The 25,228-nt window shown below is 56.1% G+C and carries 23 protein-coding genes and 1 other RNA gene; 10 read left to right on the forward strand and 14 right to left on the reverse strand.

The window, feature by feature from the left end; translation table 11 throughout:
- Positions 1–86 precede the first annotated feature (86 nt).
- The 9 genes from DZE2538_RS02385 to DZE2538_RS02425 all read right to left on the reverse strand — a co-directional run bounded on the left by DZE2538_RS02385 (position 87) and on the right by DZE2538_RS02425 (position 11,163).
- A complete protein-coding gene (locus tag DZE2538_RS02385) occupies positions 87–1,787 on the reverse strand; it encodes a dipeptide ABC transporter ATP-binding protein (RefSeq protein WP_038915497.1) in 1,701 nt (566 codons plus the stop codon).
- On the reverse strand, positions 1,784–2,695 hold the full coding sequence (locus DZE2538_RS02390; protein ID WP_012883217.1) for an ABC transporter permease: 912 nt from the start codon (positions 2,693–2,695) through the stop codon (positions 1,784–1,786). The genes DZE2538_RS02385 and DZE2538_RS02390 overlap by 4 nt, the downstream gene beginning before the upstream one ends.
- Positions 2,685–3,650 carry an ABC transporter permease gene (locus DZE2538_RS02395; protein ID WP_023638825.1) on the reverse strand — a complete coding sequence of 322 codons (966 nt, stop codon included), beginning with the start codon at positions 3,648–3,650 and terminating at the stop codon, positions 2,685–2,687. Before DZE2538_RS02395 ends, DZE2538_RS02390 begins: the two co-directional genes overlap by 11 nt.
- Positions 3,628–5,253, reverse strand: coding sequence for an ABC transporter substrate-binding protein (locus tag DZE2538_RS02400; protein ID WP_038915498.1), 1,626 nt, complete (start codon positions 5,251–5,253; stop codon positions 3,628–3,630). The genes DZE2538_RS02395 and DZE2538_RS02400 overlap by 23 nt, the downstream gene beginning before the upstream one ends.
- Positions 5,254–5,554: 301 nt before the next feature.
- Positions 5,555–6,094: a YagU family protein gene (locus tag DZE2538_RS02405; protein ID WP_038913018.1), complete on the reverse strand. Its 540-nt coding sequence runs from the start codon at positions 6,092–6,094 to the stop codon at positions 5,555–5,557.
- Between the two features lie 708 nt (positions 6,095–6,802).
- Positions 6,803–8,014: an FAD-dependent 2-octaprenylphenol hydroxylase gene (gene ubiI / locus DZE2538_RS02410; protein WP_038915499.1), complete on the reverse strand. Its 1,212-nt coding sequence runs from the start codon at positions 8,012–8,014 to the stop codon at positions 6,803–6,805.
- A gap of 22 nt (positions 8,015–8,036) precedes the next feature.
- Entirely contained in the window at positions 8,037–9,215 is a 1,179-nt protein-coding gene (gene ubiH / locus DZE2538_RS02415) for a 2-octaprenyl-6-methoxyphenyl hydroxylase (RefSeq protein ID WP_038915500.1), read from the reverse strand.
- Positions 9,212–10,540 (reverse strand): Xaa-Pro aminopeptidase, encoded by a 1,329-nt coding sequence (pepP, locus tag DZE2538_RS02420; protein ID WP_038915501.1) that lies wholly within the window; start codon positions 10,538–10,540, stop codon positions 9,212–9,214. Before pepP ends, ubiH begins: the two co-directional genes overlap by 4 nt.
- A gap of 38 nt (positions 10,541–10,578) precedes the next feature.
- Positions 10,579–11,163, reverse strand: coding sequence for a YecA/YgfB family protein (locus DZE2538_RS02425; protein WP_019843711.1), 585 nt, complete (start codon positions 11,161–11,163; stop codon positions 10,579–10,581).
- 290 nt (positions 11,164–11,453) lie between these two features.
- On the opposite strand from DZE2538_RS02425, the gene zapA reads away from it, so the two are divergent.
- The 3 genes from zapA to DZE2538_RS02435 all read left to right on the forward strand — a co-directional run bounded on the left by zapA (position 11,454) and on the right by DZE2538_RS02435 (position 12,704).
- On the forward strand, positions 11,454–11,783 hold the full coding sequence (gene zapA, locus DZE2538_RS02430) for a cell division protein ZapA (protein WP_012883229.1): 330 nt from the start codon (positions 11,454–11,456) through the stop codon (positions 11,781–11,783).
- Between the two features lie 82 nt (positions 11,784–11,865).
- A non-coding RNA gene (gene ssrS, locus DZE2538_RS20110) (6S RNA) lies at positions 11,866–12,048 on the forward strand.
- A 41-nt stretch (positions 12,049–12,089) separates the two neighbouring features.
- Entirely contained in the window at positions 12,090–12,704 is a 615-nt protein-coding gene (locus DZE2538_RS02435; protein WP_038913022.1) for a 5-formyltetrahydrofolate cyclo-ligase, read from the forward strand.
- Between the two features lie 21 nt (positions 12,705–12,725).
- Here the strand turns inward: DZE2538_RS02435 and nadR are convergent, their stop codons facing one another.
- The 3 genes from nadR to serB form a co-directional block, all read right to left on the reverse strand.
- Positions 12,726–13,985 (reverse strand): multifunctional transcriptional regulator/nicotinamide-nucleotide adenylyltransferase/ribosylnicotinamide kinase NadR, encoded by a 1,260-nt coding sequence (nadR, locus tag DZE2538_RS02440; protein WP_038915502.1) that lies wholly within the window; start codon positions 13,983–13,985, stop codon positions 12,726–12,728.
- A gap of 71 nt (positions 13,986–14,056) precedes the next feature.
- On the reverse strand, positions 14,057–15,442 hold the full coding sequence (gene radA / locus DZE2538_RS02445) for a DNA repair protein RadA (RefSeq protein ID WP_019843714.1): 1,386 nt from the start codon (positions 15,440–15,442) through the stop codon (positions 14,057–14,059).
- Positions 15,443–15,499: 57 nt separating this feature from the next.
- Positions 15,500–16,477 carry a phosphoserine phosphatase gene (gene serB / locus DZE2538_RS02450; RefSeq protein ID WP_012883233.1) on the reverse strand — a complete coding sequence of 326 codons (978 nt, stop codon included), beginning with the start codon at positions 16,475–16,477 and terminating at the stop codon, positions 15,500–15,502.
- 128 nt (positions 16,478–16,605) lie between these two features.
- Between serB and DZE2538_RS02455 the strand changes: the two genes are divergently transcribed.
- Positions 16,606–17,286, forward strand: coding sequence for a YtjB family periplasmic protein (locus DZE2538_RS02455; protein WP_023638832.1), 681 nt, complete (start codon positions 16,606–16,608; stop codon positions 17,284–17,286).
- A gap of 11 nt (positions 17,287–17,297) precedes the next feature.
- Here the strand turns inward: DZE2538_RS02455 and tam are convergent, their stop codons facing one another.
- Entirely contained in the window at positions 17,298–18,074 is a 777-nt protein-coding gene (gene tam, locus DZE2538_RS02460) for a trans-aconitate 2-methyltransferase (RefSeq protein WP_038915503.1), read from the reverse strand.
- A 223-nt stretch (positions 18,075–18,297) separates the two neighbouring features.
- Positions 18,298–19,161 carry a hypothetical protein gene (locus DZE2538_RS02465; protein WP_038915504.1) on the reverse strand — a complete coding sequence of 288 codons (864 nt, stop codon included), beginning with the start codon at positions 19,159–19,161 and terminating at the stop codon, positions 18,298–18,300.
- Between the two features lie 407 nt (positions 19,162–19,568).
- Here DZE2538_RS02465 and prfC point away from each other — a divergent pair, with 407 nt between their 5' ends.
- From prfC to DZE2538_RS02495, 6 genes are all read left to right on the forward strand, one after another.
- Positions 19,569–21,158, forward strand: coding sequence for a peptide chain release factor 3 (gene prfC / locus DZE2538_RS02470; protein WP_038903223.1), 1,590 nt, complete (start codon positions 19,569–19,571; stop codon positions 21,156–21,158).
- A 339-nt stretch (positions 21,159–21,497) separates the two neighbouring features.
- Positions 21,498–22,124 carry a molecular chaperone OsmY gene (osmY, locus tag DZE2538_RS02475; RefSeq protein WP_023638836.1) on the forward strand — a complete coding sequence of 209 codons (627 nt, stop codon included), beginning with the start codon at positions 21,498–21,500 and terminating at the stop codon, positions 22,122–22,124.
- A 121-nt stretch (positions 22,125–22,245) separates the two neighbouring features.
- A complete protein-coding gene (locus DZE2538_RS02480; protein WP_023638837.1) occupies positions 22,246–22,434 on the forward strand; it encodes a CsbD family protein in 189 nt (62 codons plus the stop codon).
- 52 nt (positions 22,435–22,486) lie between these two features.
- Positions 22,487–23,275, forward strand: coding sequence for a TatD family hydrolase (locus tag DZE2538_RS02485; RefSeq protein WP_028085555.1), 789 nt, complete (start codon positions 22,487–22,489; stop codon positions 23,273–23,275).
- Positions 23,276–23,529: 254 nt separating this feature from the next.
- Positions 23,530–24,249, forward strand: coding sequence for a 4'-phosphopantetheinyl transferase family protein (locus DZE2538_RS02490; RefSeq protein ID WP_038915505.1), 720 nt, complete (start codon positions 23,530–23,532; stop codon positions 24,247–24,249).
- 35 nt (positions 24,250–24,284) lie between these two features.
- On the forward strand, positions 24,285–25,055 hold the full coding sequence (locus DZE2538_RS02495) for an SDR family oxidoreductase (RefSeq protein WP_038915507.1): 771 nt from the start codon (positions 24,285–24,287) through the stop codon (positions 25,053–25,055).
- The last annotated feature ends 173 nt before the right edge of the window (positions 25,056–25,228 follow it).

Here is a 25,228-nt window from a genome sequence, read left to right on the forward strand (position 1 = left end):
TATGGCGCACAGTGGCTCGCGCCATCACAAATAACATATTCCTGTTAATTGAAACTGTTATTTTATGATGGCGCGCTGAAATAACGTCAGGCGTGAATAGCGTTATGTTGTTGGTTAATTTCCACCGGGGCGACGGTGGACAGTAATTGCCGGGTATAAGGGTGCTGTGGTTGATTGAATATCTGTTCCACGGTGCCGTGTTCTACCACGTCGCCGTCTTTCATCACCGCAATCCGATGGCTCATGTGCTGGACCACGCCAAGATCGTGGGAGATAAACACCATCGACAGGTGTAAACGGTGCTGCAAGGCGACCAGCAGGTCCAGCACCTGTGCTTGCGTGGTGACATCCAGCGCGGATACCGGCTCGTCGCAAATCAGCACCTCTGGCTCTGCCGCCAGTGCTTGCGCGATGGAGATCCGCTGGCGTTGCCCGCCGGATAACGATTGTGGCCGTCTGGCGAGCAATGTGGGTGATAACCCCACCAGTTCCAGCAGGGCGAGAATACGCTGCTGGCGGGCTTGTGGGCTGAGATCGTGTCGCAGCCGCAACGGTTGCAGCAGGATCTGCTCAATCGTGAACTGCGGGTCGAACGAGCTGAGCGGATCCTGGGTGATGGTTTGAATGCGCGCGCGCAGCGGGCGGCGCTCTCGCTCCGCCAGCCTGCTCCAGGGGTGTCCGGCCAGGCGAACTTCACCGCTGTCCGGTGATTGTAACGCCAGTATCACCTTCCCGAGCGTGGTCTTGCCGGAGCCGGATTCGCCAACAATGCCCAGCGTTTCCCCCCGTTCTACCGCCAGCGAAATGTTATTCACCGCCGTCATCCGGCTACCATCCGGGCGCTTAAAGGAAACGGAGATACCATCGACCTGCAACGCCAGCCCGTCTTTTTTATGTGAGGTGTCGACAGAAGAGAGCAGGGATGAGGCCTGCGCACTGAGCGGGTTTTCCCCCGCCAGCCAGTGACCACGGGTTGCGGCGGTCGGAATAGCGGCCAGCAGACGGCGGGTATACGGATGCTGCGGAGCGGATAGCACCTGCTGCGCCGGGCCGTGCTCCACCAGCGCGCCGGTTTGCATCACCATGACCCGATCGGCGACCTGAGCGACAACCGCCAGATCATGGGTTATCAGCAGTACACCGTGCCCAGCCTGCGCCAGCGCGGTAAACAGTTTGAGGATCTGTTGCTGAACAGTGGCATCCAGCGCGGTAGTCGGCTCATCGGCGATCAGCAGTTTTGGCCCGGCGGCCAGCGCAGAGGCGATCAGTGTCCGTTGGCGCAGACCGCCCGACAGTTCATGCGGGTACTGTGCCGCCCGGTTGGCCGGGTCGGGAATACCGACCTGCGCCAGCAGATCAGCGACACGAACGGCCACATCGCTACGTGCTGCCAGCTTATGGGTCAGTAGCGGTTCCGCCACTTCCTGCCCGATGCGCCGTAATGGGTCGAGCGATACCAGCGCATCTTGCAACACAAAGCCTATCTCCCGGCCGCGTACCTGTTGCCATTGCCGGGCGCTCAGGTGTTGCAGGTCGCACCGGCTGCCGTCGTGGCGCACCAGTTCGATGGCGTTGGCCTCAATCTGTGCCCGTTCACCTGCCAGCCCGACCAGCGTGCGGGCAGTGACCGATTTACCGGAGCCGGATTCGCCCACCAGCGCCAGAATTTCCCCCGGATTAACCTGAAACGACAGGTTGCGCACCGATTCTACCGGCCCATGCGGACTGGGGAACGTCACGTTTAACCCTTCGACGCGTAATAACGGCTGCGAAGCAGACTGACTCATGCCGCCCCCTTAGCCAGAATGGCTTGTAAACGTCGGCCTAGCAGGGTGATGACGATAACCGACAGCGCCACTACGCTTGCCGGAAACAGGCTGACCCAGGGTGCGATATCCAAAAAGTTGCGGCCATCGGCCAGCAGTGCTCCCCATTCAGCGGTCGGTGGCACCACGCCAAGGCCGAGGAAACTGAGTGCCGAGGCGGACAACACCGCATTACCGACGCCGATGGTGGCGAGAATCAACAGCGGCCGCAGGGTGTTGGGAATGATATGACGCACCACGATGTAGAGTGGGTGTTCGCCCAGTGCGATGGCGTGCTCCACGTAGCCGGATAGTTTCACCTGCAACACCTGCGAGCGTACCAGTCGGGCATAACCGGCGACGCCTGAAAGCCCGACCGCCAGGAGTGTGTTTTCCGGGCCTCGGCCCAGCACGGCAATGACCAGCAACGCCAGTAACATTTCCGGGAACGCCAGCATGATGTCCAGCAGTCGCACCAGTACACGGCGTACTGGCAACGGTGCCAGCGCCGACAGTGTTCCCAGCAGCACACCGCCGACACAGGCAATGAGCATTGCGCCGACACCGATGCTCAGTGATAGCGATGTACCGTAGACCACACGGGTAAACACATCGCGGCCGAGCGGGTCGGTGCCGAACCAGTGGCCTGCGCTGGGTGGCTGGAGCACCGCGCCCATGTCCATTTCATCCGGCAGGCGGTGCGTGAACAGCGACGGGAAAAATACCGCCAGCAGCAACAGCAACACGGCCAGGGCTGGCAGCACGGTTGCCGGTGCCAGCCAGGGGCGGCGATCAGTGATATCTCTTAAACGGCGTATCCGCATCCGTAGTCCGTTATCTGTTACAGGCTGAGGGGAGAACGGTTTATAGGTTAACGGTTCACTGCTCATGAGCGTTCGCCTTTTTTCTTAAACGGGGGTCGATCAGTAGATAGAGCGCATCCACCAGCAGGTTGATGACCACAAACAGCAGCGCAGATAACATCACCAGTCCCAGCACCAGCGGCATATCGCGGCTTTCGATGGCATGCAGGGTAATCTGGCCGATACCAGCGCGGCCAAACACGGTTTCGGTCAGCACCGAACCGCTCAGCACCCCCGCCAGCAGCGTTCCGGTCAGCGTAGACGCGGCCAGTGCGCCGTGGCGCAGACCGTGGCGAAGGCGCAACCAGGTTTCGCTGACGCCTCGGGTGCGCACCGTCAGTGCAAACGGCTGTGACAACGCCTCTTCCAGACCATCACGCAGTACCTGACTGAGCAGCGCCGCCAGCGGCAGACTCAGGGTCACGACCGGCAGCACCAGTGATATCAGCCCGTCGTTGCCCATCACCGGGAACCATTGCAAGCGGAAACTGAATACGCTGAGCAGCACGATACCGACCCAGTAGACCGGCGTGCTGAGTAGCGTAAGTTCCAGCCAGGACATCAGCGCCCGTAGCCGGGCATGACGACCGGCGGTCAGCAAGGCATTCACGACGGAGAGCAGCAAGGCCAGCACTAACGCACTAATCGCCAGTTGAACCGTTTCCCGCATGGCGTCGCCAATCAAGGCGATGACCGGTTGCCGGTACTGATAGCTGATGCCGAAGTCGCCTTGCAGCGCCTGCCCGCAATAGCGCAGGTATTGCATCCACAGCGGCTGATCGAGCCCAAACTGCTTGATCAGCGCTGCACGGTAGGCTCCATCCACCACGTTATCGCCGCCGCTCAGGATAGCGACCGGATCACCGGGGATCAGTTTGACGGCAATAAACGTCAGCGTGGCTGCGCCCCATAGCACAGCCACAATGGTGAAGAGTCGCTGGAGCGCCGTGACAGCCAGGTTACGGTTTAATCCAGACATCATAGAAGTTCGGTTTGGCGTTGGTGGCCCAGCTAATGCCCTGTACTTTCTTCGACAGACCCAATTGGTAGGCTGGGATGAACAGCGGTACCGCGTAAGCCTGATCAAGCAATTCATGCTGGATAGCGCTGTAAAGCTGCTGACGTTCGGCATCGCTGGCACCGATAGCTTTTCTCAGCTTGTCATCCAGTGCGTGGATGCGGCTGAAGTTATTACCGTTAGGCGGAATATAGTTGGAGTCGAACACGGTGCGCAGGATATCCGGCTCGGCGCGTACGAAGTAGTTGGAGGCGATATCGTAGTCGTTATCGTTGGTACGGCTGATGAAGCCCCCACCGTCGACCGGATTAAGCTGGACGTCGATACCCGCCTGTTTCACCTGATACTGTACCGCCTGGAACAGGGTGATTTCCGCCGCTTCCGACGAGCCGGTGCTGTAGACGAACTGTACCGTCAGGCGTTTACCGTCTTTGGTGCGATAGCCTTCGCTATCTTTGGTTTTCCAGCCCGCATCGTCCAGCAACTGGTTGGCTTTTTTCAGGTCAAAGCCCCCCAGCGCAGCGGCGGATGGGTCGTAATACAGGGTCGACGGGCCCAGTACACTGTCGGCCGCTTTTAAGGTACCGAAGAACGCCACTTTGGTCGCTGAAGGGGCATCCACTGCGTGCAGGAAGGCGCGGCGTACGTTGATGTCCTGGAACGGGCCTTTAGACGTATTCAGGTAAAGTACACGGTTAACACCGGGGTTCTCGCGGGTGATCAATTCCAGACGGGTGTCTTTTTTCAGGGCGGTGGCGTTGGCTGGCGGTACGGCGTCAATCGCCTGTACCTGACCGCTGCTCAGAGCACCGAGACGCACCGACGATTCCGGCAGGTACTTGAATTCGATTTTATCCAGATACGCCGGACCGGAATGCGCAGCATAACCCGGCCCCCAGTGGTAATCCGGGCGTTTTGTCAGACGGCTGCCGCTGCCTTTGACAAACGATTCCAGAATAAACGGACCGGAACCGACGATAGTGTTGCTGGTATTCGGGGTGTTTTTCAGGTACGTCGGCGACTGAATGCCCAAATACGGCAGGCTCAGCCCCTGTAAAAGCGCGGCGAACGGACTCTTGTAACTTATCACCACAGTATAGTCGTCTGGCGTAGTAATACTGTCGATCGGCCCCAACAGCGATTTGGCGTAGCTGGAGGTGGTTTTCGGATCGAGAATACGGTCCAGATTGTATTTCACGGCGGCGGCGTCCAGTTTGGTGCCGTCACTGAAGGTCACGTCTTTGCGCAGGTGAAAGGTATAGCGGGTATTGTTGTCGCTGATTTCCCAGCGTTCAGCCAGCCAGGGGGTAAAGCGGTTGTCTTCCGCCTGTCCGACCAGCGAATCCACCACGTTGCGTGCCACCAGCGCGGCTACGGAGTAGGCGGTAATCGAGGGGTCGATAACCGGGGTGTCGCTGCCAAGCCCGATATTGAGCGTACCGCCTTGTACCGGGGTCGTCGCGTCTGCCGCTGTTGCGAAAGGCGATGTACTTACCGCCAGAGAAAGCAATCCTGCACTGAGCAAGGAGAACCGTGATGTTTTGCCTGTCTGAAATCGTATCGCCATTCCCTGAGTCCTCAACAATCTGCATCGTTTGCATGGAAAAAATCTGGTAATAGCACGGTACTCTAGGAGAACGTCATATGAGTGTAAAAGTATAAAAAATTATTTTTAATGTTCAAAAAGGCATAAAAAGAACAACAGGGCATGAGGAAAGATATCAGGCCGGATGGCGCATCGTATGACGGTAAACTATTTAACCTGGCGTACAGAAGAAGACAGCAGACGGGAAGATAAGTCAGAAGAGGTAAATACAGAACGCCCCTAATAGCTATCAGGGGCAGATAACCGTCATGCGAGCGATAAATCAGTGCGCGTGTTGCGTCGTCAGCGAATCTTCTGACTGGTGGGTGATACGGTTACGCAAGTCACGACGCGCCAGCTCCGCTACCCAGAAACAGAACATATGGCCGAAGATTTCTGAGAAGTGCTCAGCGAACGGCTGATCCCAAGGCGCGGGTACTGTACCGAACAGCGGCAGCAGTACGACGTGGAACACCGCCCACAGTACCAGACCGTAGAACGCACCCTGCCACAGTTTGATGCGCGGCCAGAATTCTGCGGCTACACAGTAAAGCACGGTAAACGTGATCGAAAAGCCGAAGTGCATGATGAAACTCATGATCGGTCGCGGGTTGCCATTGAACAAATAGGTCAGATGCGAAAGATCAAACGACATGCCAAGCTGTTGCAGTAATTGCTGAGGCGGGTTGGTCAGATCCCGTGCCGGGGTCCGGGGTGGGAAAGGAATTTCCCAGCCAAATTTGGCTATCGCGCAAATGATGCCGGCAATAATGCCAATCAGCACCGCCAGTATGATCTTTTCCTTTACAGTACGAGCTTGCATGCTATTTCTCCTTGGGAATAAAAAAAGAAAAGACGAACAGTGAATGAAACCCCAGAACAGGTTGGTACATGGATAAACCATGACACCTGAATTAGGTTTCGATGCACTTTCCTTTAAATGATTACGATCGCCTTTGTGAAAATCATACGCCTTTATATTTCGATATTCGAGTATTACTCATTCGTACTATCCCCCTGATGGGGTAATTGTTTTTCTAATTATGAAGAATGTATTCACTCATTGGCGTGATATGACTATTAATGGGTTATTGTGACAAGAATGTATATTAAATAACGTGTTAAACAGATTGTGATGTTCGTAAAAATCATCGTGTAATAAATGAAGTGTGTTTTTCTTTGGTTCGGATAATTTCAATTTAAAATAATTAAATGATGTCTGATTAATGGGAAATAATTGGCGTCATTCGTTTTTGAATATATTTATATACCCGTCATACTTCAAGTTGCAGGTGTGTTGGCTGCGTTCGCTCACCCGAATCACTTACCTAAGTAAGCTCATCGGGATTCGCTCTCTTGCCGCCTTCCTGCAACTCGAATTATTTTGGGTATAGTGGCCGCTACCTGATATTCAGACCGTCGCGATTCAAGAAAGCGTCATTCAAGAAAACATCACGCAGGGAAAACAAGGCAGGTATATTGGGCGACGGGCTGCGCCATCATCAATGCTCGCAGCCCGGTTATTGTCAGCTTATCCGGCGTGATCCAGCCATTCAGGCAGGTCGTTAAGTCCCATGGCCTGACGTACCAGCGTTGGCTTGATGCCTGGCAGTGTATCCGCCAACTTCAGGCCGATATCACGCAGCAGGCTGCCCACCGGGTGAGAACCGGCGAACAGGGTACGAAAGCCCTGCATACTCGCCAGCATCATGGCAGCACTGTGCTTACGACGCCGCTCGTAGCGCCGCAGATACAGATGCTGACCGATGTCTTTCCCTTGTGCCTGTAGCCGTTTAAGCTCGGCGATCAGTTCCGCCACATCCATGAAACCGAGGTTGACGCCCTGGCCTGCCAGTGGATGAATCGTGTGCGCGGCATCGCCCGTCAGCACCAGCCGGTGGGCGGCAAAGCTGCGGGCATAACGTGCGGTAAGCGGGAAGGTCTGGCGCTCGCTCTCCAACTGGCACAAGCCCAAACGCATATCGAAGGTGATAGCCAGTTGTCTGGCAAAGGCGTCAGCGGGCAGCTCGCGCAGGTGCTGAGCACGCTCTGGCGGCAGCGACCAGACGATGGAACTCAGATGTGGATCGCTCAGCGGCAGAAACGCCAGAATACCCTCACCGTGGAACACCTGGCTGGCAATCGCGTTATGCGGCTGTTCCGTGCGGATATTGGCGACTAACGCATGGTGGCCGTAATCCCAAAACGTCAGCGGAATGTCGGCGTGTTGGCGCAGCCAGGAGTGTGCGCCGTCGGCACCGACAACCAGCCGGGCGGTGAGCATGCCGCCGTCTTCCAGCGTAATAAAGGCTTCGTTCTCACCCCAGGCGACCTGACGCAATGTGGCAGGAGCCATGAGGGTGATATCCCGCGACTGGGCTGCCTGTTGCCACAACGCCCACTGGATGACGTCGTTTTCGATAATGTGGCCGAGGTGGGAAAAACCGAATTCCTCGCCGCAAAAACGAATATTACCGAAGCTGTCTTTATCCCAGACATACATGTCGTTGTAAGGGCTGAGTCGCTGTGCGGCAATCCCCGGCCAGACGTTGAGCTTGCGCAGTAACGCTTCACTGGCGGCATTGATGGCGGATACGCGAAGGGCGTGTGGGCCGTTTACCGACGGTTCGGTGGCGGCCTGCTTATCCAGCACTGCGACGCTCAGGCCGCTACCTTGCAGGCCGCAGGCCAGCGCCAGTCCGACCATGCCTCCACCCGCGATAACCACATCAAATGATTGCATAGAGCATGAATTCCTGTCTGTATTAACGTTCTACCCAGCCCAATGTACGCCGCGCCAGTACGTCACGCAGCAGCGGCAAGCTGTTCATGGCCATCAGCCCCAGATTCCGCCCAACTTCCATCGCCAATAGAGAGTTGGAAAAAACGCGCACCAGCCCATCCGTCAGGGCGACGGTGGTGTGCTGATCCGGCTCACGGCGGCGTTGATAGCGTTGTAGTACGGCCTGACTGCCCGGATCCTCACCTTGTGCGGCCGCGGCCACCAGGGTTTCCGCCAGCGTCATCACGTCGCGCAGGCCAAGGTTGAATCCTTGTCCGGCAATGGGGTGCAGGGTTTGTGCCGCATTCCCCACCAGCGCCAGCCGATGGCTGATATGCCGACTGGCGGTCGACAGCGCCAGCGGATAGCTATGGCGCTCACCGACGTGGGTGATGGCACCGAGCCGCCAGCCGAACGCCCGCTGTAATCGCAGGCGGAATTGCTCATCGCTCCAGCTATCGACTTCAGCCTGCTGCGATAAGGGATGGCACCACACCAACGAGCTGCGGCCTTTACTCATTGGCAGCAGTGCAAGTGGGCCGTGTTCGGTAAAGCGCTCATAGGCGCGGCCCTGATGCGCTTGCGCGGTAACGACATTTGCGATGATCGCCACCTGTTCATAAGGCGTGTGCTGCCACTGGATCCCCGCATGTTGTGCCAGCCGGGAGCGTGAACCGTCGGCCGCCACCAGCAACTGCCCCTCAAGGCGTGTGCCGTTGTCCAGCAGCAGCGAGGCGCTATCCCTCTCCCGTTGCAGGCTGACCACCGTGGCCGGGCAATGTAACCGCACGCCCGGCGCATGCTGTAATAACGCGAACAGGCGCTTGCCGGCGTCGTGCAATTCGACCACATGACCTAACGCGGGGACCCGATAATCACGGGCCTGCAATTGTACCCGGCCCGCATGGCCCCGATCGCTGACGTGTACGCTGGTGATGGGAGTGGCGACCGGCGACAGCGTTTGCCAGACGCCGATGGCATCCAGTTGCATGCTGGTACCCTGCGCCAGTGCGATGGCGCGAGCGTCAAAACCGGGATGTTGGCTTTCCTCTGGCGAGCGGGTTTCGACCAGATCGACCGCAAGTTTTCCGCCAGACAGATGGGATATAGCCAGCGCCAGTGTCGCGCCAGCCATGCCGCCGCCGACAATCATGATGGTCATGAAACGCGTCCTACCGCCCTTGCCATCAGTGCTTCGATCGCATCGGGGTCTTTGACGACGCCGCTGGTCAGCACTTCATTGCCGGTGGTGGTGATCACGATGTCGTCTTCGATGCGGATACCGATGCCGCGATAGGCCGCGGGTACATCGGCGTCCGGTGCGATATACAGCCCCGGCTCTACCGTTAGCACCATACCCGGCTCCAGCGTCCGGCCGCGATCGGCGGTGCCGTAATCGCCGACGTCATGGACGTCCATACCCAGCCAATGGCTCAGGCCGTGCATAAAGAACTGACGGTGGGCTTGTTCCGCGAACAGTGTATCGACATCGCCATGCAGGATGCCGAGTTTAATCAGGCCGCGCAGCATGATACGCACCACTTCTTCATTCACTTCGCGGATGCTACGACCCGGTGCGAACATCTCTATCGCACGTACCTCAGACTCCAGCACGATATCGTAAATAGCGCGTTGTGCCGGGGTGAATTTGCCGTTGACCGGGAATGTGCGGGTGATATCGCCCGCGTAGCCCTGGTATTCACACCCGGCGTCGATCAACACCAGGTCGCCGTCACGCATCTGGTTTTCATTTTCGGTGTAATGCAGGATACAGGCGTTTTCGCCGCTGCCGACAATGGTGTTATAAGACGGGTAACGCGCGCCGTGGCGGTTGAACTCGTGGTGGATTTCGCCTTCCAACTGATATTCGAACATGCCGGGGCGGCATTTTTCCATCGCACGGGTGTGGGCCAGTGCGCTGATTTCCCCTGCGCGGCGCAGGGTGTCGATTTCCGCCGGGGACTTGAACAGACGCATTTCGTGTACCCACGGACGCCAGTCAGTCAGGGTCGCCGGTGCGTTAAAGCCTTTGCGTGTACCGCCGGTACGCAACGTCTCGAGCGCGGCGAACACCAGTTTATCAGCGTGGGCGTATTCGCCCTGCGCGTGGTAGACCACGTCCAGACCATTGAGCAACAAGTGCAGTTGTTCGCCGATTTCGTTAAATGGCAGTGCCCGGTCCACGCCCAGTTTGGCGGGTGCAGCTTCCTGACCAAGACGACGACCAAACCAGATTTCAGCGGTGACATCGCGCACCCGGTTGAACAGCACGGTATGGTGATGATTTTCGTCGCTTTTAATCAGCAAAAGCGCGGCTTCCGGCTCATTGAAGCCGGTGAAATACCAGAAGTCGCTGTTCTGGCGGTACGGGTAGTCGCTGTCCGCGTTACGCTGAGCTTCTGGCGCAGCGAACAGGATCGCCGCGCTGCCGGGTGCCATTTTGTCCAGCAGAGCCAGACGACGGCGAAGGTATTCTTGTGAATTCATTACCTGCTCCTGAAAAGGGCATCAATGCAGCCTGTGTATTAATGCAGCGTCGGTTTTTTTTGCTCCGGCACCGTGCGTACCGGGCGGGTGAATTCGTTATGGCACATGATGGCCGCCACCCGCACGTATTCGATCACTTCTTCCAGCGACTGCTCCAGTTCGTCCTTGTCTTCATCTTCGTCGTAACCGAGCTGGGCGATATTACGCAGGTCATCAATCGCTTCTTTGAGTTCTCCCTGCGCTTTACCAAGACGAGGCTGGACAACGCCAAGACCGAGCAGGAAATGGTTGACCCATCCGGCCAGTGCATCGGCGCGGTCAAAGACGCTAACGTCTTCCTGCGTGTCGTCCGGCAGGTACAACTGGAACATGAAACCGTCGTCTTCCAGCGTATCGCGGGTCACCTGATACAATTGCTGTAACGGCTGGGCCAGCGTCTGCGGGAAAGCCATACCGTCGTTAGCCAATTCAAACGTCAGTGTTTTCCAGCTGTCATCGTGGTTGCCACCGCACAGTATGCCGCTTAACAGGCCGTGCATTTCGGCGGCGGTCAGGGCAACCTGATGCTGGTGCAAGAGCTGGTCGATAGCATCGTAACCGGGGAGTGTATTCTGTATAGACATGAGCATTCATCGTCGTTGGCAGGTCGTTCGTGTTATGCTACCACCAAGCTCCGTTGCTATACCAGCAAGCTCCGTCGGCAGACCTATACCCAATGGATTCACGTGACAGGACAACCGGCTTTCGTTTTGAGCAACGTCCCTGTCACTGACAATCTTATGGGTATAATAAAGGGCTTGTATCTTCTATTTTGGATATATATAGTAGCGCCCGCTTTTTCAAGGCCCCGTCACGGGCCGCGCAGCGGATGTCCCTCATGCGGGCGTGAAACGAAATAAGGCAGGAAGGTGACATGTCTGCACAACCGGTAGATATTCAGATTTTTGGCCGTTCGTTAAGAGTTAATTGTCCGCCAGAACAGCAGGATGCGCTGAATCAGGCTGCGGAGGATCTTAACCAGCGGTTGCAGGACCTCAAGGTGCGTACCCGGGTGACGAACACCGAGCAACTGGTGTTTATTGCCGCGCTTAACGTGTGTCATGAGCTGGCGCAGGAACGGCTGAAAACCCGCGACTATGCCGCGAATATGGAACAGCGTATTCGCATGTTGCAGCAGACGATTGAGCAGGCCTTGCTGGAGCAAGGGCGAATTACTGAACGTCAGGGCGCGCAATTTGAGTAGCGTGTCTCGTTTTGACAAAAGTCCGATTTTTTTGGGTAACACATCGCTACCAGACGTGATAAGGTAGCTTTGAAAGAACAAAATTTCTCTGAGATGTTCGTCAGCGGGCAAGTCCCCTGAGCCGATATTTCAACCAACAGAATGTAACGATCCGTAGTTGGTGAGCACGCTCGGTTCGGCCGAGAAGCCTTAAGATTGCGACGTTGCGTTCACCTTGAACCAAGGGTTCAAGGGTTACAGCCTGCGGCGGCATCTCGGAGATTCCCTCTCGTTTATCCCCTGTTAATTGCATGACAGTGACTGCGCATGAACCCAGCCAGTGCATCTTCCGATCTCTCTAGCGTTGCCTCGTTACGCCAGCACATTCGCCAGCAGGTTCGTCAGCGTCGTCGTGCGTTAACGCCTTTGCAGCAAGCAGCCTTCGCCCAGCAGGCCGCTGAGCGGGTGATGACGAATCCGCGTCTGGTCGATGCTAAACGCGTCGCAGTGTTTTTATCATTTGACGGCGAGCTGAATACCCAACCGTTGATAGCCGCACTCTGGCAGCATCAAAAACAGGTCTATCTGCCGGTGCTGCACCCTTTTTGTCGCGGGCATTTGCTGTTTTTACGTTATGCGCCGGATACGGTACTGGTGTGGAATCGGCTGAAAATTCAGGAACCGCAGTTGGATGTGCGCGACGTATTGCCGGTTGAGCAACTCGATGTGTTGTTGACGCCACTGGTGGCGTTCGATGCAACCGGGCAGCGGCTGGGGATGGGCGGTGGGTTTTATGACCGCACGTTGCAACACTGGCAGTCGCGCGGCCCTTATCCGATCGGACTGGCACATGATTGCCAGCAGGTAGAGGCGTTACCGGTAGAAAGCTGGGACGTGCCGCTGCCGGAAATCATTACGCCTTCTCATCACTGGCACTGGTAGCCTCTGACTGGCAGCGAGGGGTTAGCTCGCCGCTGTCATTATTGGTGGCTGGCGGTCATGCCCCAACATCTGTTGCACCAGTTCTACGCAGCGCAGAAAGCGGCTGTCGTAGTCGGATTCGGTGACATGAACGTAAGGCACGTTATTTTCTGCCAGCATGTTTTTGAGCACATCCTGGAACGCTTTGCGATCCGCCGCGCTGCCGAGACTGCGCAAGCCGTCTGCCACCCACGGGGTGTTATTTTCCAGTAAAATCACCAGATCAAAGCGGTACTCTTCAATCAACGCCTGCACGAACGGGTGTTCCCGGCCTTCGTATTTTTTACAAAACGCCTGCGTGGTGATGAAGTCGGTGTCGATAAACGCCACTTTATTGGCGAATTTCACCGCAAAATCGATGTACTGAGCCTGACCGAGCGCGATTTTGTCGTAATCGGAATACTGTAGCGCCATTTCATCGCCACCCAGGTGGGAGAACACGTAGTCACGGCCGTATTCCCAGGCGCTGGTGGTGTTGAAGATATTCGCCAGCTTGTTGACCAGCGTAGACTTACCGCTGGATTCCCCGCCCAGAATCGCCACGGTGCGCACGAAAAATGGCTTCACTTCGGTAGGGATATACTCCCAGTAGCGAAACGGATCCTGACGGATCTGCGCGCCGCTGATGCTCATGAACGAGCGTTTCGGGTCGACCAGCACGGTGTCGATACCGAGGTGCTCTTTGTATTGCGCAGCGTCCTGCTCTTCACTGGTATAGACGTATTGCGGGTCGATACCTTTTTCCGCCATAAACTGTTTGATGCCGCGGCTCCACACATCCCAGCCGTGCGGATAGGGTTCCATACCCTCTTCGTTGAAGGCATGAATATGGATATTTTTTTGGTACTTGAAGGTTTGCAACAACCAGCGCAGACGGTCACTGACGGTGGGTTGCTGCGACATGGAACTGTGTTCAAACAACAGGCGATCGCGCGGCTCGTCGTAGCCAAGAATCACGTGCAGCTCGTCTACCTGACTACAGGCACGTTGAATCAGGTAAATGTGGCCGGTGTGTAGCGGGTAGAACTTACCAAACACCACACCGATACTTTTTTGCTGATAGGGGAATTCCAGCCCCAGAAAACGGTGCAGCGATTCCAGCTTTTGCGCGCTGGGGCTTTTGATTTTGGCATTGAGCAACTGGCTCAGATAGCCTTTGGTCATACCCGCGGCGTCGGCGACCTGTTGCAGGGTACAGCCTTTTTGTCTGATGGCTGTTTTCAGGTAATCGTAGGGAGACATGGTCTGATACTCCGATGTGGCGGATAACGCACTGCCATATTACTGTTCCGGCAAGTAAAGCCTAATGGAAATTACAGATCATCCAGAATCGCCAGCGCGTCCGATAGCTTTTTCGCGCCCATCACCTGCATATTGGCGGGTGGTTTCTTCGGCATGTTGGCAAACGGCACAATGGCGCGTTTAAACCCATGCTTGGCGGCTTCGATAATACGTTCCTGACCGCTTGGCACCGGGCGAATTTCTCCTGCCAGACCAACTTCACCGAATACCACCACATCCTGCGGCAGCGGTCGGTCGCGGAAGCTGGACACCAGCGATAACAGCAACGCCAGGTCGGCGCTGGTTTCTGTGACCTTGACGCCACCTACCACGTTGACGAACACGTCCTGATCCGACATCTGCAACCCGCCGTGGCGATGCAATACGGCCAGCAGAATCGCCAGCCGGTTTTGTTCCAGCCCAACGGCGACCCGGCGCGGGTTCGCCATCATCGATTGATCCACCAGTGCCTGAATCTCAACCAGCAGCGGTCGGGTGCCTTCCCATACCACCATCACGGAACTGCCCGATGTGATTTCATCACCCCGGCTCAGGAAGATGGCGGATGGATTATTCACTTCCCGCAGCCCCTGTTCCGTCATGGCGAATACGCCCAGTTCGTTGACGGCACCAAAACGGTTTTTGTGGCTGCGCAGCGTGCGAAAACGGGAGTCGGCGTCGCCATCGAGCAGTACCGAACAGTCAATACAATGTTCCAGTACCTTCGGGCCAGCCAGCGAGCCGTCTTTGGTGACGTGGCCGACCATGATGATGGCAACACCACGGGTTTTCGCAAAGCGCGTCAGGTAGGCGGCGGTTTCCCGCACCTGCGCCACGCTGCCGGGAGACGATTGAATATCGGCCAGATGCATCACCTGGATAGAGTCGATCACCATCAGCTTCGGTTGTTCCTGCTCGGCAATCAGGCAGATCTGCTCGATGCTGGTTTCCGACAGCATATTAATATGTTGAGCGGGCAGACCGAGGCGGTGGGCGCGCATCGCCACCTGCTGGAGAGATTCCTCGCCGGTGACGTACAGGGTTTTCATCTGTTCGGACAATTTGCACAGGGTTTGCAGCAGCAGGGTACTTTTACCCGCCCCCGGGTTACCGCCGATCAGAATGGCGCTGCCGGGGACCACGCCACCGCCCAATACCCGGTCAAACTCCAAAAAGCCGGTGGAGAAACGCGGCAGCGCCTCCAGGCTGATGTCAGAGAGTTTCTGCACCCGGCTGACACTGCCGCTGTCCCCGGCGTAACCGGAGAAGCGATCACTGCGTGACGAGGAAGTCGCGGCGGCCAGGCGCACCTCGGTGATGGTGTTCCAGGCGTGGCAGGCGCTGCATTGCCCCTGCCAGCGTGGGTAGTCAGCCCCGCATTCATTACAGACAAAAGCACGTTTGACGGCTTTGGCCATGAATTCCCTCCTGTTTACTACGCTTGCTCTTTACTGCTCTGTGAACGGGTATACGGTTCAGCTTTTTTCGTGTCGCAGGCTGCCACTGAGAATACACAATACGCCGGTCAGGTCCGCATGGCGGATAGTGACGGCACTTTGCTGGTTCACTTTCGGTTTGGCGTGGTAAGCGATGCCCAGCCCCGCGGCTTTAATCATCAGCAGGTCATTGGCACCGTCGCCGATGGCGACCGTTTGGTGTGCCGGGATAGCCAGCTTCTCGGCCAGTTGCTGCAGCGTATCGGCTTTATATTTCGCATCGATGATGGGGCCGACCACTTCACCGGTCAGTTTACCGTCGCGCATGCCCATTTCGTTGGCGACCGCCGCCACCAGACCGAGCTCGTCACGCAGGTAGTCGGCGAAATAGGTGAAACCGCCGGATGCGATAGCCAGGTGCCAGCCAGCCTCTTGTAACTGCTTGACCATGTTTTTCAAGCCTGGCATCAGCGGCAGTGTTTCCCGTACCTGTCGCAGAATATTGGCATCAGCGCCTTTCAGGGTACCGACACGCTGGCGCAGGCTGGCAGCAAAATCCAGTTCGCCGCGCATGGCGCGCTCGGTCACTTCCGCGACCTGTTCGCCGGTACCGGCCAGTTTGGCGATTTCATCGATACATTCGATCTGAATGGCGGTGGAATCCATGTCCATCACCAACAGACCGGGCGAGCGCAAACTCGGCCTGTCGCCCATCGGCGCGACATCCAGACCCAGTTCATGGGCAACCTTGGTGATGCGAGGCGTCAGGGTACCGGCCAGGCGTACCACCTGATAGTCGTCCACGCTCCAGGCACTGACTATTACCAGCGGTTCATCCAGACGACGCTGGATGCGGGATAGCAGATATTTGTCGAGCACATCGCCGTACATCAGCCAGCCGGTGTTACCGGCGCGATAGTCGAGCGGCATGACCTCGTCGTCACTCAACGATAAGGGTAAATTTGGCCAGCAGTTGATCTCATCGGGCAGATCGCTATAGGTCAAACGGTTCGACATGGGTTAAATATCCTTTCCTGCGGGTAGTGAGCATTGACGGGGTGGACGGCCACAAATTAACGCAACAAGCTATCCTATCGCTAACGCTTCTGGCAACATGAAAGTATCCAAATCGCGCAGGTATTCCCATGGTTCGGGCCCGGATTAAATTTCGCTTACATCGCACAGCCATTGTGCTGATCTGTCTGGCGCTGTTGGTGGTCTTATTGCAAGGCGCGTCTTATTTCAGCCTCAGCCATCAGATGGCCCGTTCCGAGCAGGTAGAAGAGCTGGCGCGCACGCTGACACGCCAGGTGGCATTCAATCTGACCCCGTTGCTGGAGAGTAACAACGATAACAGCAGCAAAATTGAAGAGATGTTGCAGCAGTTGACGGATCACAGCCGTATTCTGGATGCCGCCGTGTACCAGCAGGACGGCACGCTGGTGGCGCGGTCAGGTGAGCAGGTGGCTGTTCGTGACCGGCTGGCGCTCGATGGCAGCCGTGCCGGTAGTTACTTCAACCACCAGATGGTGGAGCCGCTCAACACCAAAGACGGCCCGATCGGTTTTTTGCGCATCACGCTGGATACCCATGTGCTGGCGACGGAAGCCCGTCAGGTGGATAACACCACTAACATCCTGCGGTTGATGATCATGATGGCGCTGGCCATTGGCATTATTCTGGCCCGTACCTTGTTGCAGCACCGTCGTTCCCGCTGGCAACAGTCGCCTTACCTGCTGACCGCGAATGCCTCGTCGCAGGATGATGAACCGGCGAATGACGACGGCGCTTCCGTGCCGGATAGCGATAAAACCCACAAACCCTAAACAGCGATTGATTACCGGCGTCGTGTCGCCACCATAAACAGACGCGGGTAGATAAGCAGGCTGTTGCCGTCGGCCTGAGTCGGGTAAGCCGCTTGCAGGCAGCTCTGGTAGCGTTGCAAAAAGTCCTGCTGTTCCTGCGCGTTCAACGGTGCCAGAAATGGGCGCAAGCCCGTGCCTTTCAACCACTCGATAATCGCCTGTGCTCCCCCCATGATGTGATAGTAGGTGGTCTGCCAGATATCCACGTCGCAACCGTGACTGACCAACACGTCATAATACTGCCCGGGGCTGAGCAGCGAGTGTCGGATCTGGTCTATGTCGCCAAATCGATCCCTCCACGGCCCTGCGGCGGCGACGCTACGCATCAGTTGGTGTGTGGGCTGGCTCAATGTGTCTGGCATTTGCACCGCCAGTACGCCACCCGGTGCCAGATGCGCCACCAACGCCGATAGCAGGCGCTCATGATCCGTCAACCATTGCAGCGAGGCGTTAGCGTAGATGACGTCTTGCGGGGTATCTGGTTGCCAGTCGGCGATGTCAGCCTGCTGGAATGTACAACCCGGCAAGCGTTGCTGCGCTTGTTGCAACATCGCGGCTGAGTTATCCACGCCGGTGACCTGCGCCTGCGGCCACGCCTGATGCAACAACTCGGTGCTGTTGCCTGGGCCGCATCCTAAGTCGGTGACGCTGGTGGGATGTGGATGTGAAATACGGGATAACAGTTCGAGGGCCGGACGGGTACGTTCATTGGCAAAACGCAGGTAAAGCTCAGGGTTCCAGTCTTGCATGGCTATCTCCTTGGCAGGTGCGAGCGATGGGGAAACCGGGTCAGGGAGTAGCAGCATAAGAAGTAGGCGGGATTTTTTCCATCCATTCCGGTGCATTTCCGGGGGATTTCGGGCAATACAGCACAATCAATCTCTAATCACCGATCGTTGATAATCGATCCCTGAGAATCGGTCCCTGACAGTAGGTCCCTGATTGTGCTGTAGCGCCGTTATAACCGCAGCATTACCCCAGACGTTGCTGGAACTGCTGCCATTGCTGCTGCAATGCATTGATGTTGTGTTGCTCCCAGTCGCTGGGTGATGAGGTGGGTTGCAGATACGTGCGGAAACGATCGAACCAGCCGTCGACGTCATTACCGCTTGCCAGCGCAAAAACCTGCTGGCGTTTGAGCTGCAGGTCGCTGGTGCCGGTGTCGTATTTCTGGAGCTGGCTTTGCGCCCATGCCGCGCGGGCGGTATCGCCCGTTTCGAGGCCAATGCGGTATTCCCCTTCCATCAGGGCTTTATTGATGGTGTCTTGTGCCGCGATTTTCTGGTTGGCAAATGCGTCGATGGCTGCCTGAGCCTGCTGTTGGTAGTCGCTGTTCAGGTACTTGTCTTTGATAGCGGTCAGCTCGGCTTTTTTCACGCTCAGTTGCATCGCGCTGGTGGTATCGCTTTGCTGTTCGGCAAAACCGTAGGCCAGCACGTTGTGAACCAGTGTCAGGAGGTCCTCTTTGCTGATATTGCTGTCGGCTTTGAGGTTGTTTGCCCAACTACTGAAGGTCAGCCCGTCGCTGGCGGTCACAGGGTCACGGAACAGCGGATTGTCCAGACTGACACCGGAAGACGTGCGGGAGAGCGCCTCATTGCGCAGATCGCGAATCGCATTCGTCAGTTTTTCCTGCTCTTCCTTGCTCAGTGTGTTGCTGGATGACGAGGCCTGACGCCAGCGCGCCAGCGTTTCTTCGGAAACCTTGATGCTGGTCGGCATCGTGATGGTTTTCCCGGTAATGGGGTCGCGCGATTCTGTGTGGGTGTCAGACGGCGTAGCGGTCTGGGACTGAGGTTGGCTATATCCCGTAATGCTGTTAACAGACAGGTTCATGCTCTCTCCTTTAAATCGGTAAGCGTTAGCCTGTCTGTTATCGGTAAATGTAAGTCAGATCTTTACAAATGTATCCAAATGTTATTTGGAACGGTGTGTTTTTAGAACGATGTGTTGAATGCAGGGTTTACGTGATGAGCGATTGTGCCGCGCCAGTAAATCGGAGAAAATGATCGGCTTATCCATCTGTCACTACGATGCCTGTCACTTAAGCCTGTGTGGGGGAAAACGCGTGTAAACGTGCTTAGAGGAATCTTTCAGCCGGGCGGCTGCGCTTAGCGCGAGCCCCGATGGCTTAATTGATTGGCATCAGACAGCTTTATCTGTCTTTATTTTCTATTTTGTCTGGTGCGACATCTCTGCGTGTAGAGGTGTCTGCGCCTCACTGTTAAAGAAGCCTGAATAACATGTCTCCAAGTGAATACGCACGCGAAGTCTCGAAACGTCGGACATTCGCTATTATCTCTCACCCTGACGCCGGTAAAACCACCATTACGGAAAAGGTATTGCTGTTCGGACAGGCGATCCAGGTTGCCGGTACGGTAAAAGGGCGCGGCTCCAACCAGCATGCTAAATCTGACTGGATGGAGATGGAAAAACAGCGTGGTATCTCGATTACCACCTCGGTGATGCAGTTCCCGTATCGCGAAAGTCTGGTCAACCTGCTCGATACACCGGGGCACGAAGACTTCTCTGAAGATACCTACCGCACGCTGACCGCTGTCGACTGCTGTCTGATGGTGATCGATGCCGCCAAAGGCGTTGAGGATCGGACCCGTAAGTTGATGGAAGTGACCCGTCTGCGCGATACGCCGATCCTGACCTTTATGAACAAACTCGACCGCGATATCCGTGATCCTATGGAATTGCTGGACGAGGTAGAAAACGAACTGAACATCGCCTGTGCGCCGATTACCTGGCCGATTGGCTGCGGTAAGCTGTTTAAAGGCGTCTACCACCTGTACAAAGACGAAACCTATCTTTACCAGAGCGGTATGGGTCATACCATTCAGGCCGTTCGTATCGTCAAAGGGTTGGATAACCCGGAACTGGATCAGGCGGTCGGTGACGATCTGGCGGCGCAATTGCGTGAAGAGCTGGAACTGGTCAAAGGCGCATCGCACGAATTCGAGCAAGAAGCGTTCCTGAATGGGGAGTTGACGCCGGTATTCTTCGGTACGGCGCTGGGTAACTTTGGTGTCGATCACATGCTGGATGGTTTGGTGGCCTGGGCGCCTGCGCCGATGCCGCGTAAGACCGACGCGCGTGTGGTGAGTGCCGATGAAGAGAAATTCAGCGGTTTTGTGTTCAAGATTCAGGCCAACATGGACCCGAAACATCGCGACCGCGTGGCGTTCATGCGGGTGGTGTCTGGCCGCTATGAAAAAGGGATGAAGCTGCGTCAGGTGCGTACCGGCAAAGACGTGGTGATCTCTGATGCACTGACGTTCATGGCAGGCGATCGCTCTCATGTGGAGGAAGCCTGGCCGGGTGACATTATCGGTTTGCATAACCATGGCACGATTCAGATTGGCGATACCTTTACTCAGGGTGAAGATCTGAAATTCACCGGTATCCCCAACTTCGCCCCGGAACTGTTCCGCCGTATCCGCCTGCGTGATCCGCTCAAGCAGAAGCAGTTGCTCAAAGGGCTGGTGCAGTTGTCCGAAGAGGGCGCGGTGCAGGTGTTCCGTCCGCTGATGAACAACGATTTGATCGTGGGTGCGGTCGGGGTGCTGCAGTTTGACGTGGTGGTAGCCCGCCTGAAAACCGAATACAACGTAGAAGCGGTGTACGAATCGGTGAACGTTTCCACCGCCCGTTGGGTTGAGTGCGGCGACGTGAAGAAATTCGAGGATTTCAAACGTAAGAACGAGTCAAACCTGGCGCTGGATGGCGGCGATAATCTCACGTATATCGCACCAACCATGGTGAACCTCAACCTCGCTCAGGAACGTTATCCTGATGTGAGGTTCTATAAAACCCGCGAGCATTAATCGCTGGTTTTCAGCCCACTCCAGCCGGAGTGGGCTTTTTATTTTATTCCTTAATTATCATCGTATTATTGCTGTATTCCCGCCATTTCTCTCATCACGGACAAATCTGAAATCACGACCGGTCGGCCATCCGGTGCTGGGTTTTTCCCTGCGATTGTCTATAGTTAACGGGGTGTTACTTTTCTGGTGTATTTGACTTTTAATACATAAAGTAATGGTTCGTTATTTTTATTTTATTTGTTTATTTGAATAAATAATCTGATGACGTGTAGCGAATCGTTCCGGCCTGAGGGGAGTTCCCCTGCGGTAAAACAGGCGATAACGATAAGGAAGGTTGCGATGAAAAAGACCACGATTGCATTTTCGCTGGCGACGGTATTTTCGCTGACGACGATAGTACTGGTGAGCGCCAACGCGCAGGCTGAGCAGGAAACGCTGGCGCAGCAGGCGCAGCGTATCGCGCAGACCGCCGGTAAAACCATCGACAATTCCGTACAACAAGCCACAGATTATGTGGATGACAGTACGCTCACTGCCAGAGTCAAAAGCGCATTACTGAAAGATGAAACGCTCGACAGCAATGACATCTCCGTTTCTACCCACGATGGGGTGGTGACACTCAGCGGGTTCATTGCCAGCCAACAGATGGCGACTGGTGCGGTGAAAATTGCTGCCCAGACTGAAGGGGTGAAATCAGTCAGCGATAAATTGCAGGTTAAAGATGGCAGCGGGGTGCAGTCGGTGGGCGGGTATGCTGACGATGCGTTGACCACCAGCACCATCAAAGCCAAACTTCTGGCCGATGACATCGTGCCTTCCCGCCATATCAAGGTGATAACCCAGGATGGCGTGGTGTTGCTGACCGGCCAGGTCGCCAACCGGGCGCAAGCCGAACGGGCGGAATCCATCGCTAAAGCGGTCAGCGGTGTGAAGAGCGTCAAGAACGAGCTGGCGGTGAAATCCTAAGCCACACACGTGACCCCCGGGGTATAAGCGAACGAAGTCCACACGTTTGTCATATTGTTTCGTCACACTGGCGGCGTAGTTTTTTATCTGACTTTTTCTGTGCTTGCTGGGGGTCATCATGATGAATCTGGATGTCGCGATGGGCAGATGGAAGCAGTTGAAGGGATGCCTGTGGGAACTGTGGGCAGAATATGTGGACAGCGACGATGCCTGGGTATCGGGAAACCACGATTTTCTGGCCGGTGTGATGCAGGAATATTACGGAAAAGAGCAGGACGAGGTATCCTCAGGGCATGACAGCCTGCACTGAGAGAGAGCCGTTGCCCACTGCCTTTTTAACTGATTCGATATCTGATGACCCGATGGTGACGCCCGTCGGGTTTATTGATACCCATTGTCACTTTGATTTTCCCCTGTTTGCGGATGATGCCGCAGGTAGTCTGGCGCAAGCCGGGCAGGCCGGGGTCCACCGTCTTATCATTCCTGCCGTTGCGGCTGAACATTTTGAACGGGTATTGTCGCTCAGTCAGTGCTGGCCTGCGCTTTACGCCGCACTGGGGCTGCATCCGTTGTATATCGCCGGACATCAGGAGTCGCATCTGGCCGAGCTGGCGTCCGCGCTTGAGCAGGCTTCGTCTCGTCTGGTAGCGGTGGGGGAAATCGGCCTGGATCTGTACATGTCGGATCCTCAATTTGAGCGGCAGAAAGCGTTTCTGGGCGCGCAACTTAAGCTGGCTGCCCGCCACGACCTGCCGGTTATTCTTCATTCCCGCCGTAGCCACGACCAACTGGCGCAAATGCTGCGTCGCTACCCGGTTCCTTGTACTGGCGTAGTGCATGGTTTTGCCGGGAGTTACGATCAGGCGATGACGTTTATTGGTCTGGGTTACTACATTGGCGTTGGCGGCACTATTACCTATCCCCGCGCTAACAAGACGCGTCAGGCGATCGCGCGCTTGCCGCTCGACCGGTTGTTGTTGGAGACTGATGCGCCGGATATGCCGGTGTGTGGATTTCAAGGGCAGCCGAATCGCCCGGAGCGTTTGGTTTATGTGTTCAACACGCTATGTGAACTGCGTTCTGAGCCGCCGCAGGTGATTGCGGACACCCTTCTTGCCAATACACAGCGACTGTTTCCTGCACTGCAATGATCAGCATCGGCGTTTATTGCCTACATTACGCGACTTAACGCTATACTTGGCGGCATAAGGGATGGGTTTAATGACCCTTATTAATCAAGGGAAGTGATTGGGAGTCGGGTTTTATTACCGGTTTCTCTTTGACGCGGGTGTAACCGTAGTCGGTGTTTTGCCGCGGGCGTTCACGTTCAAGCTGATGAAACATCGCTTATTTATCGGATAACCAGACAGTTAACGGCGTATATCCGGTTGCAGAGTGCAGTGACATGCTTTCTTCATTTATTAACAATATCGAATGGTTGACCGTTTATCAGGCCGGAAGTGCGGCCGCTTACCCTGGACATTGTGCCCGCTGTCATTTTGAGTTGTCGGCGTATCGCGATGATCTGTTCTCGCAGGCGGGTATTCCTGTTCCGGCGGAGATTGCCCGCTCGGTGCTGAAACGACGGGCTGAATATCTGGCGGGGCGTTATCTGGCGCAAAACGTCATGTCACGTTTGGGGGTGGAGGGCTATGTACTCACCAGCGCGCCCGATCGTTCGCCGCAGTGGCCTGCGGGGATCGCCGGTTCCCTGAGTCACAACGTTGACAGCGTGCTGTGTGCCGCGCATCGATGTGACCAGGACATGACGTGCGTTGGGCTGGATATTGAAACCCGGATGAGCGGCGAGCGTGCCGATAATCTGTGGCCCGGCATCGCCGATGAGATGGAATACGACTGGCTGCATTCCCACGCTCCCATTCCTTTCGCCAGTATGCTGACGCTGAGTTTCTCGGCCAAAGAGAGCCTGTTTAAAGCGCTGTATCCACAGGTGAAGCGCTACTTCGATTTTCTGGATGTGCGCATGGTCGGGCTGGATACCACGCAGCGAACGTTCACGCTGCAATTGCTGACTGACCTGTCTGCCGATTATCTGCAGGGGCTTTGTTTCTCCGGGTCTTATCAATTGCGGGATAACGATATCACCACCTTTCTGTTTCACTGAGCCGGATGGCACCACCACGACAGGGAACGACCACGATGAACATGACGGGAAATACGATACTGATCACCGGCGGAGGGTCAGGCATCGGGCTGGGGCTGGCGGCGGCGTTTCATCAGCGGGGTAATCAGGTGATTATCGCCGGGCGACACGCGACGACATTGCAGCAGGCAGCGGCGTCTTTTCCCGGTATGGCCTGGCAGGTGCTGGATCAGCGAGATCCTGAGGCTATCAGTGCGTTTGTCGCTCAGTTGCTACAGGATCATCCCACGCTCAATGTGGTAATCAATAACGCGGGGATCCAACGGCGTGAAGACCTGACCGCGGTGGATCCGCAGTCGATCACCGATACGGTATCGACCAACCTGCTTGGGCCGTTGTGGTTAACCGGTGCGTTGATACCTCACTTGCTGCGTCAGCCGCAGGCGGCGGTGCTGAATGTGACATCGGAACTGGCTTTTTTGCCGCAGGCTATTACCCCTACCTATTGCGCCACTAAAGCGGCGTTGCATGCCTACACCGAGGCGTTGCGCTGTCAGCTTCGCCAGACGTCGGTACAGGTCATCGAAATTATCCCTCCCTGGGTGCAAACCGGGTTACAAGGCGAGCAGGGCTATGATCCGCGGGCGATGCCGCTGCCTGATTTTATTGATGAAACGCTGGCGTTACTCTCACAGCAGCCACAAGCCGATGAGGTTGTCGTCGACAGAGCCCGTGCGTTGCGGTTTGCTGAACGTGAAGGGGCATACGCTGAGCGTTTTCGGGCTTTTAATGGTGAGGTTGAAAAAGCGGTTGCTCCGGAAAAATAGGTTGGCCCGCAAACCGGCGTTTAACACTGACATGAGCAATGCGATAGGGATACTGCATAAATGTCGTTGAGTGGTGACATTGTATTAAAACGTAATAGCTATCTGAGGAAACGATGTCGAGAGAGTCGATGAGATTGGCGGAGATAAGACGATGCGAGTGATTGAGACAGGTT

Source organism: Dickeya zeae NCPPB 2538 (genome assembly GCF_000406165.1).
Lineage (GTDB): Bacteria > Pseudomonadota > Gammaproteobacteria > Enterobacterales > Enterobacteriaceae > Dickeya > Dickeya zeae.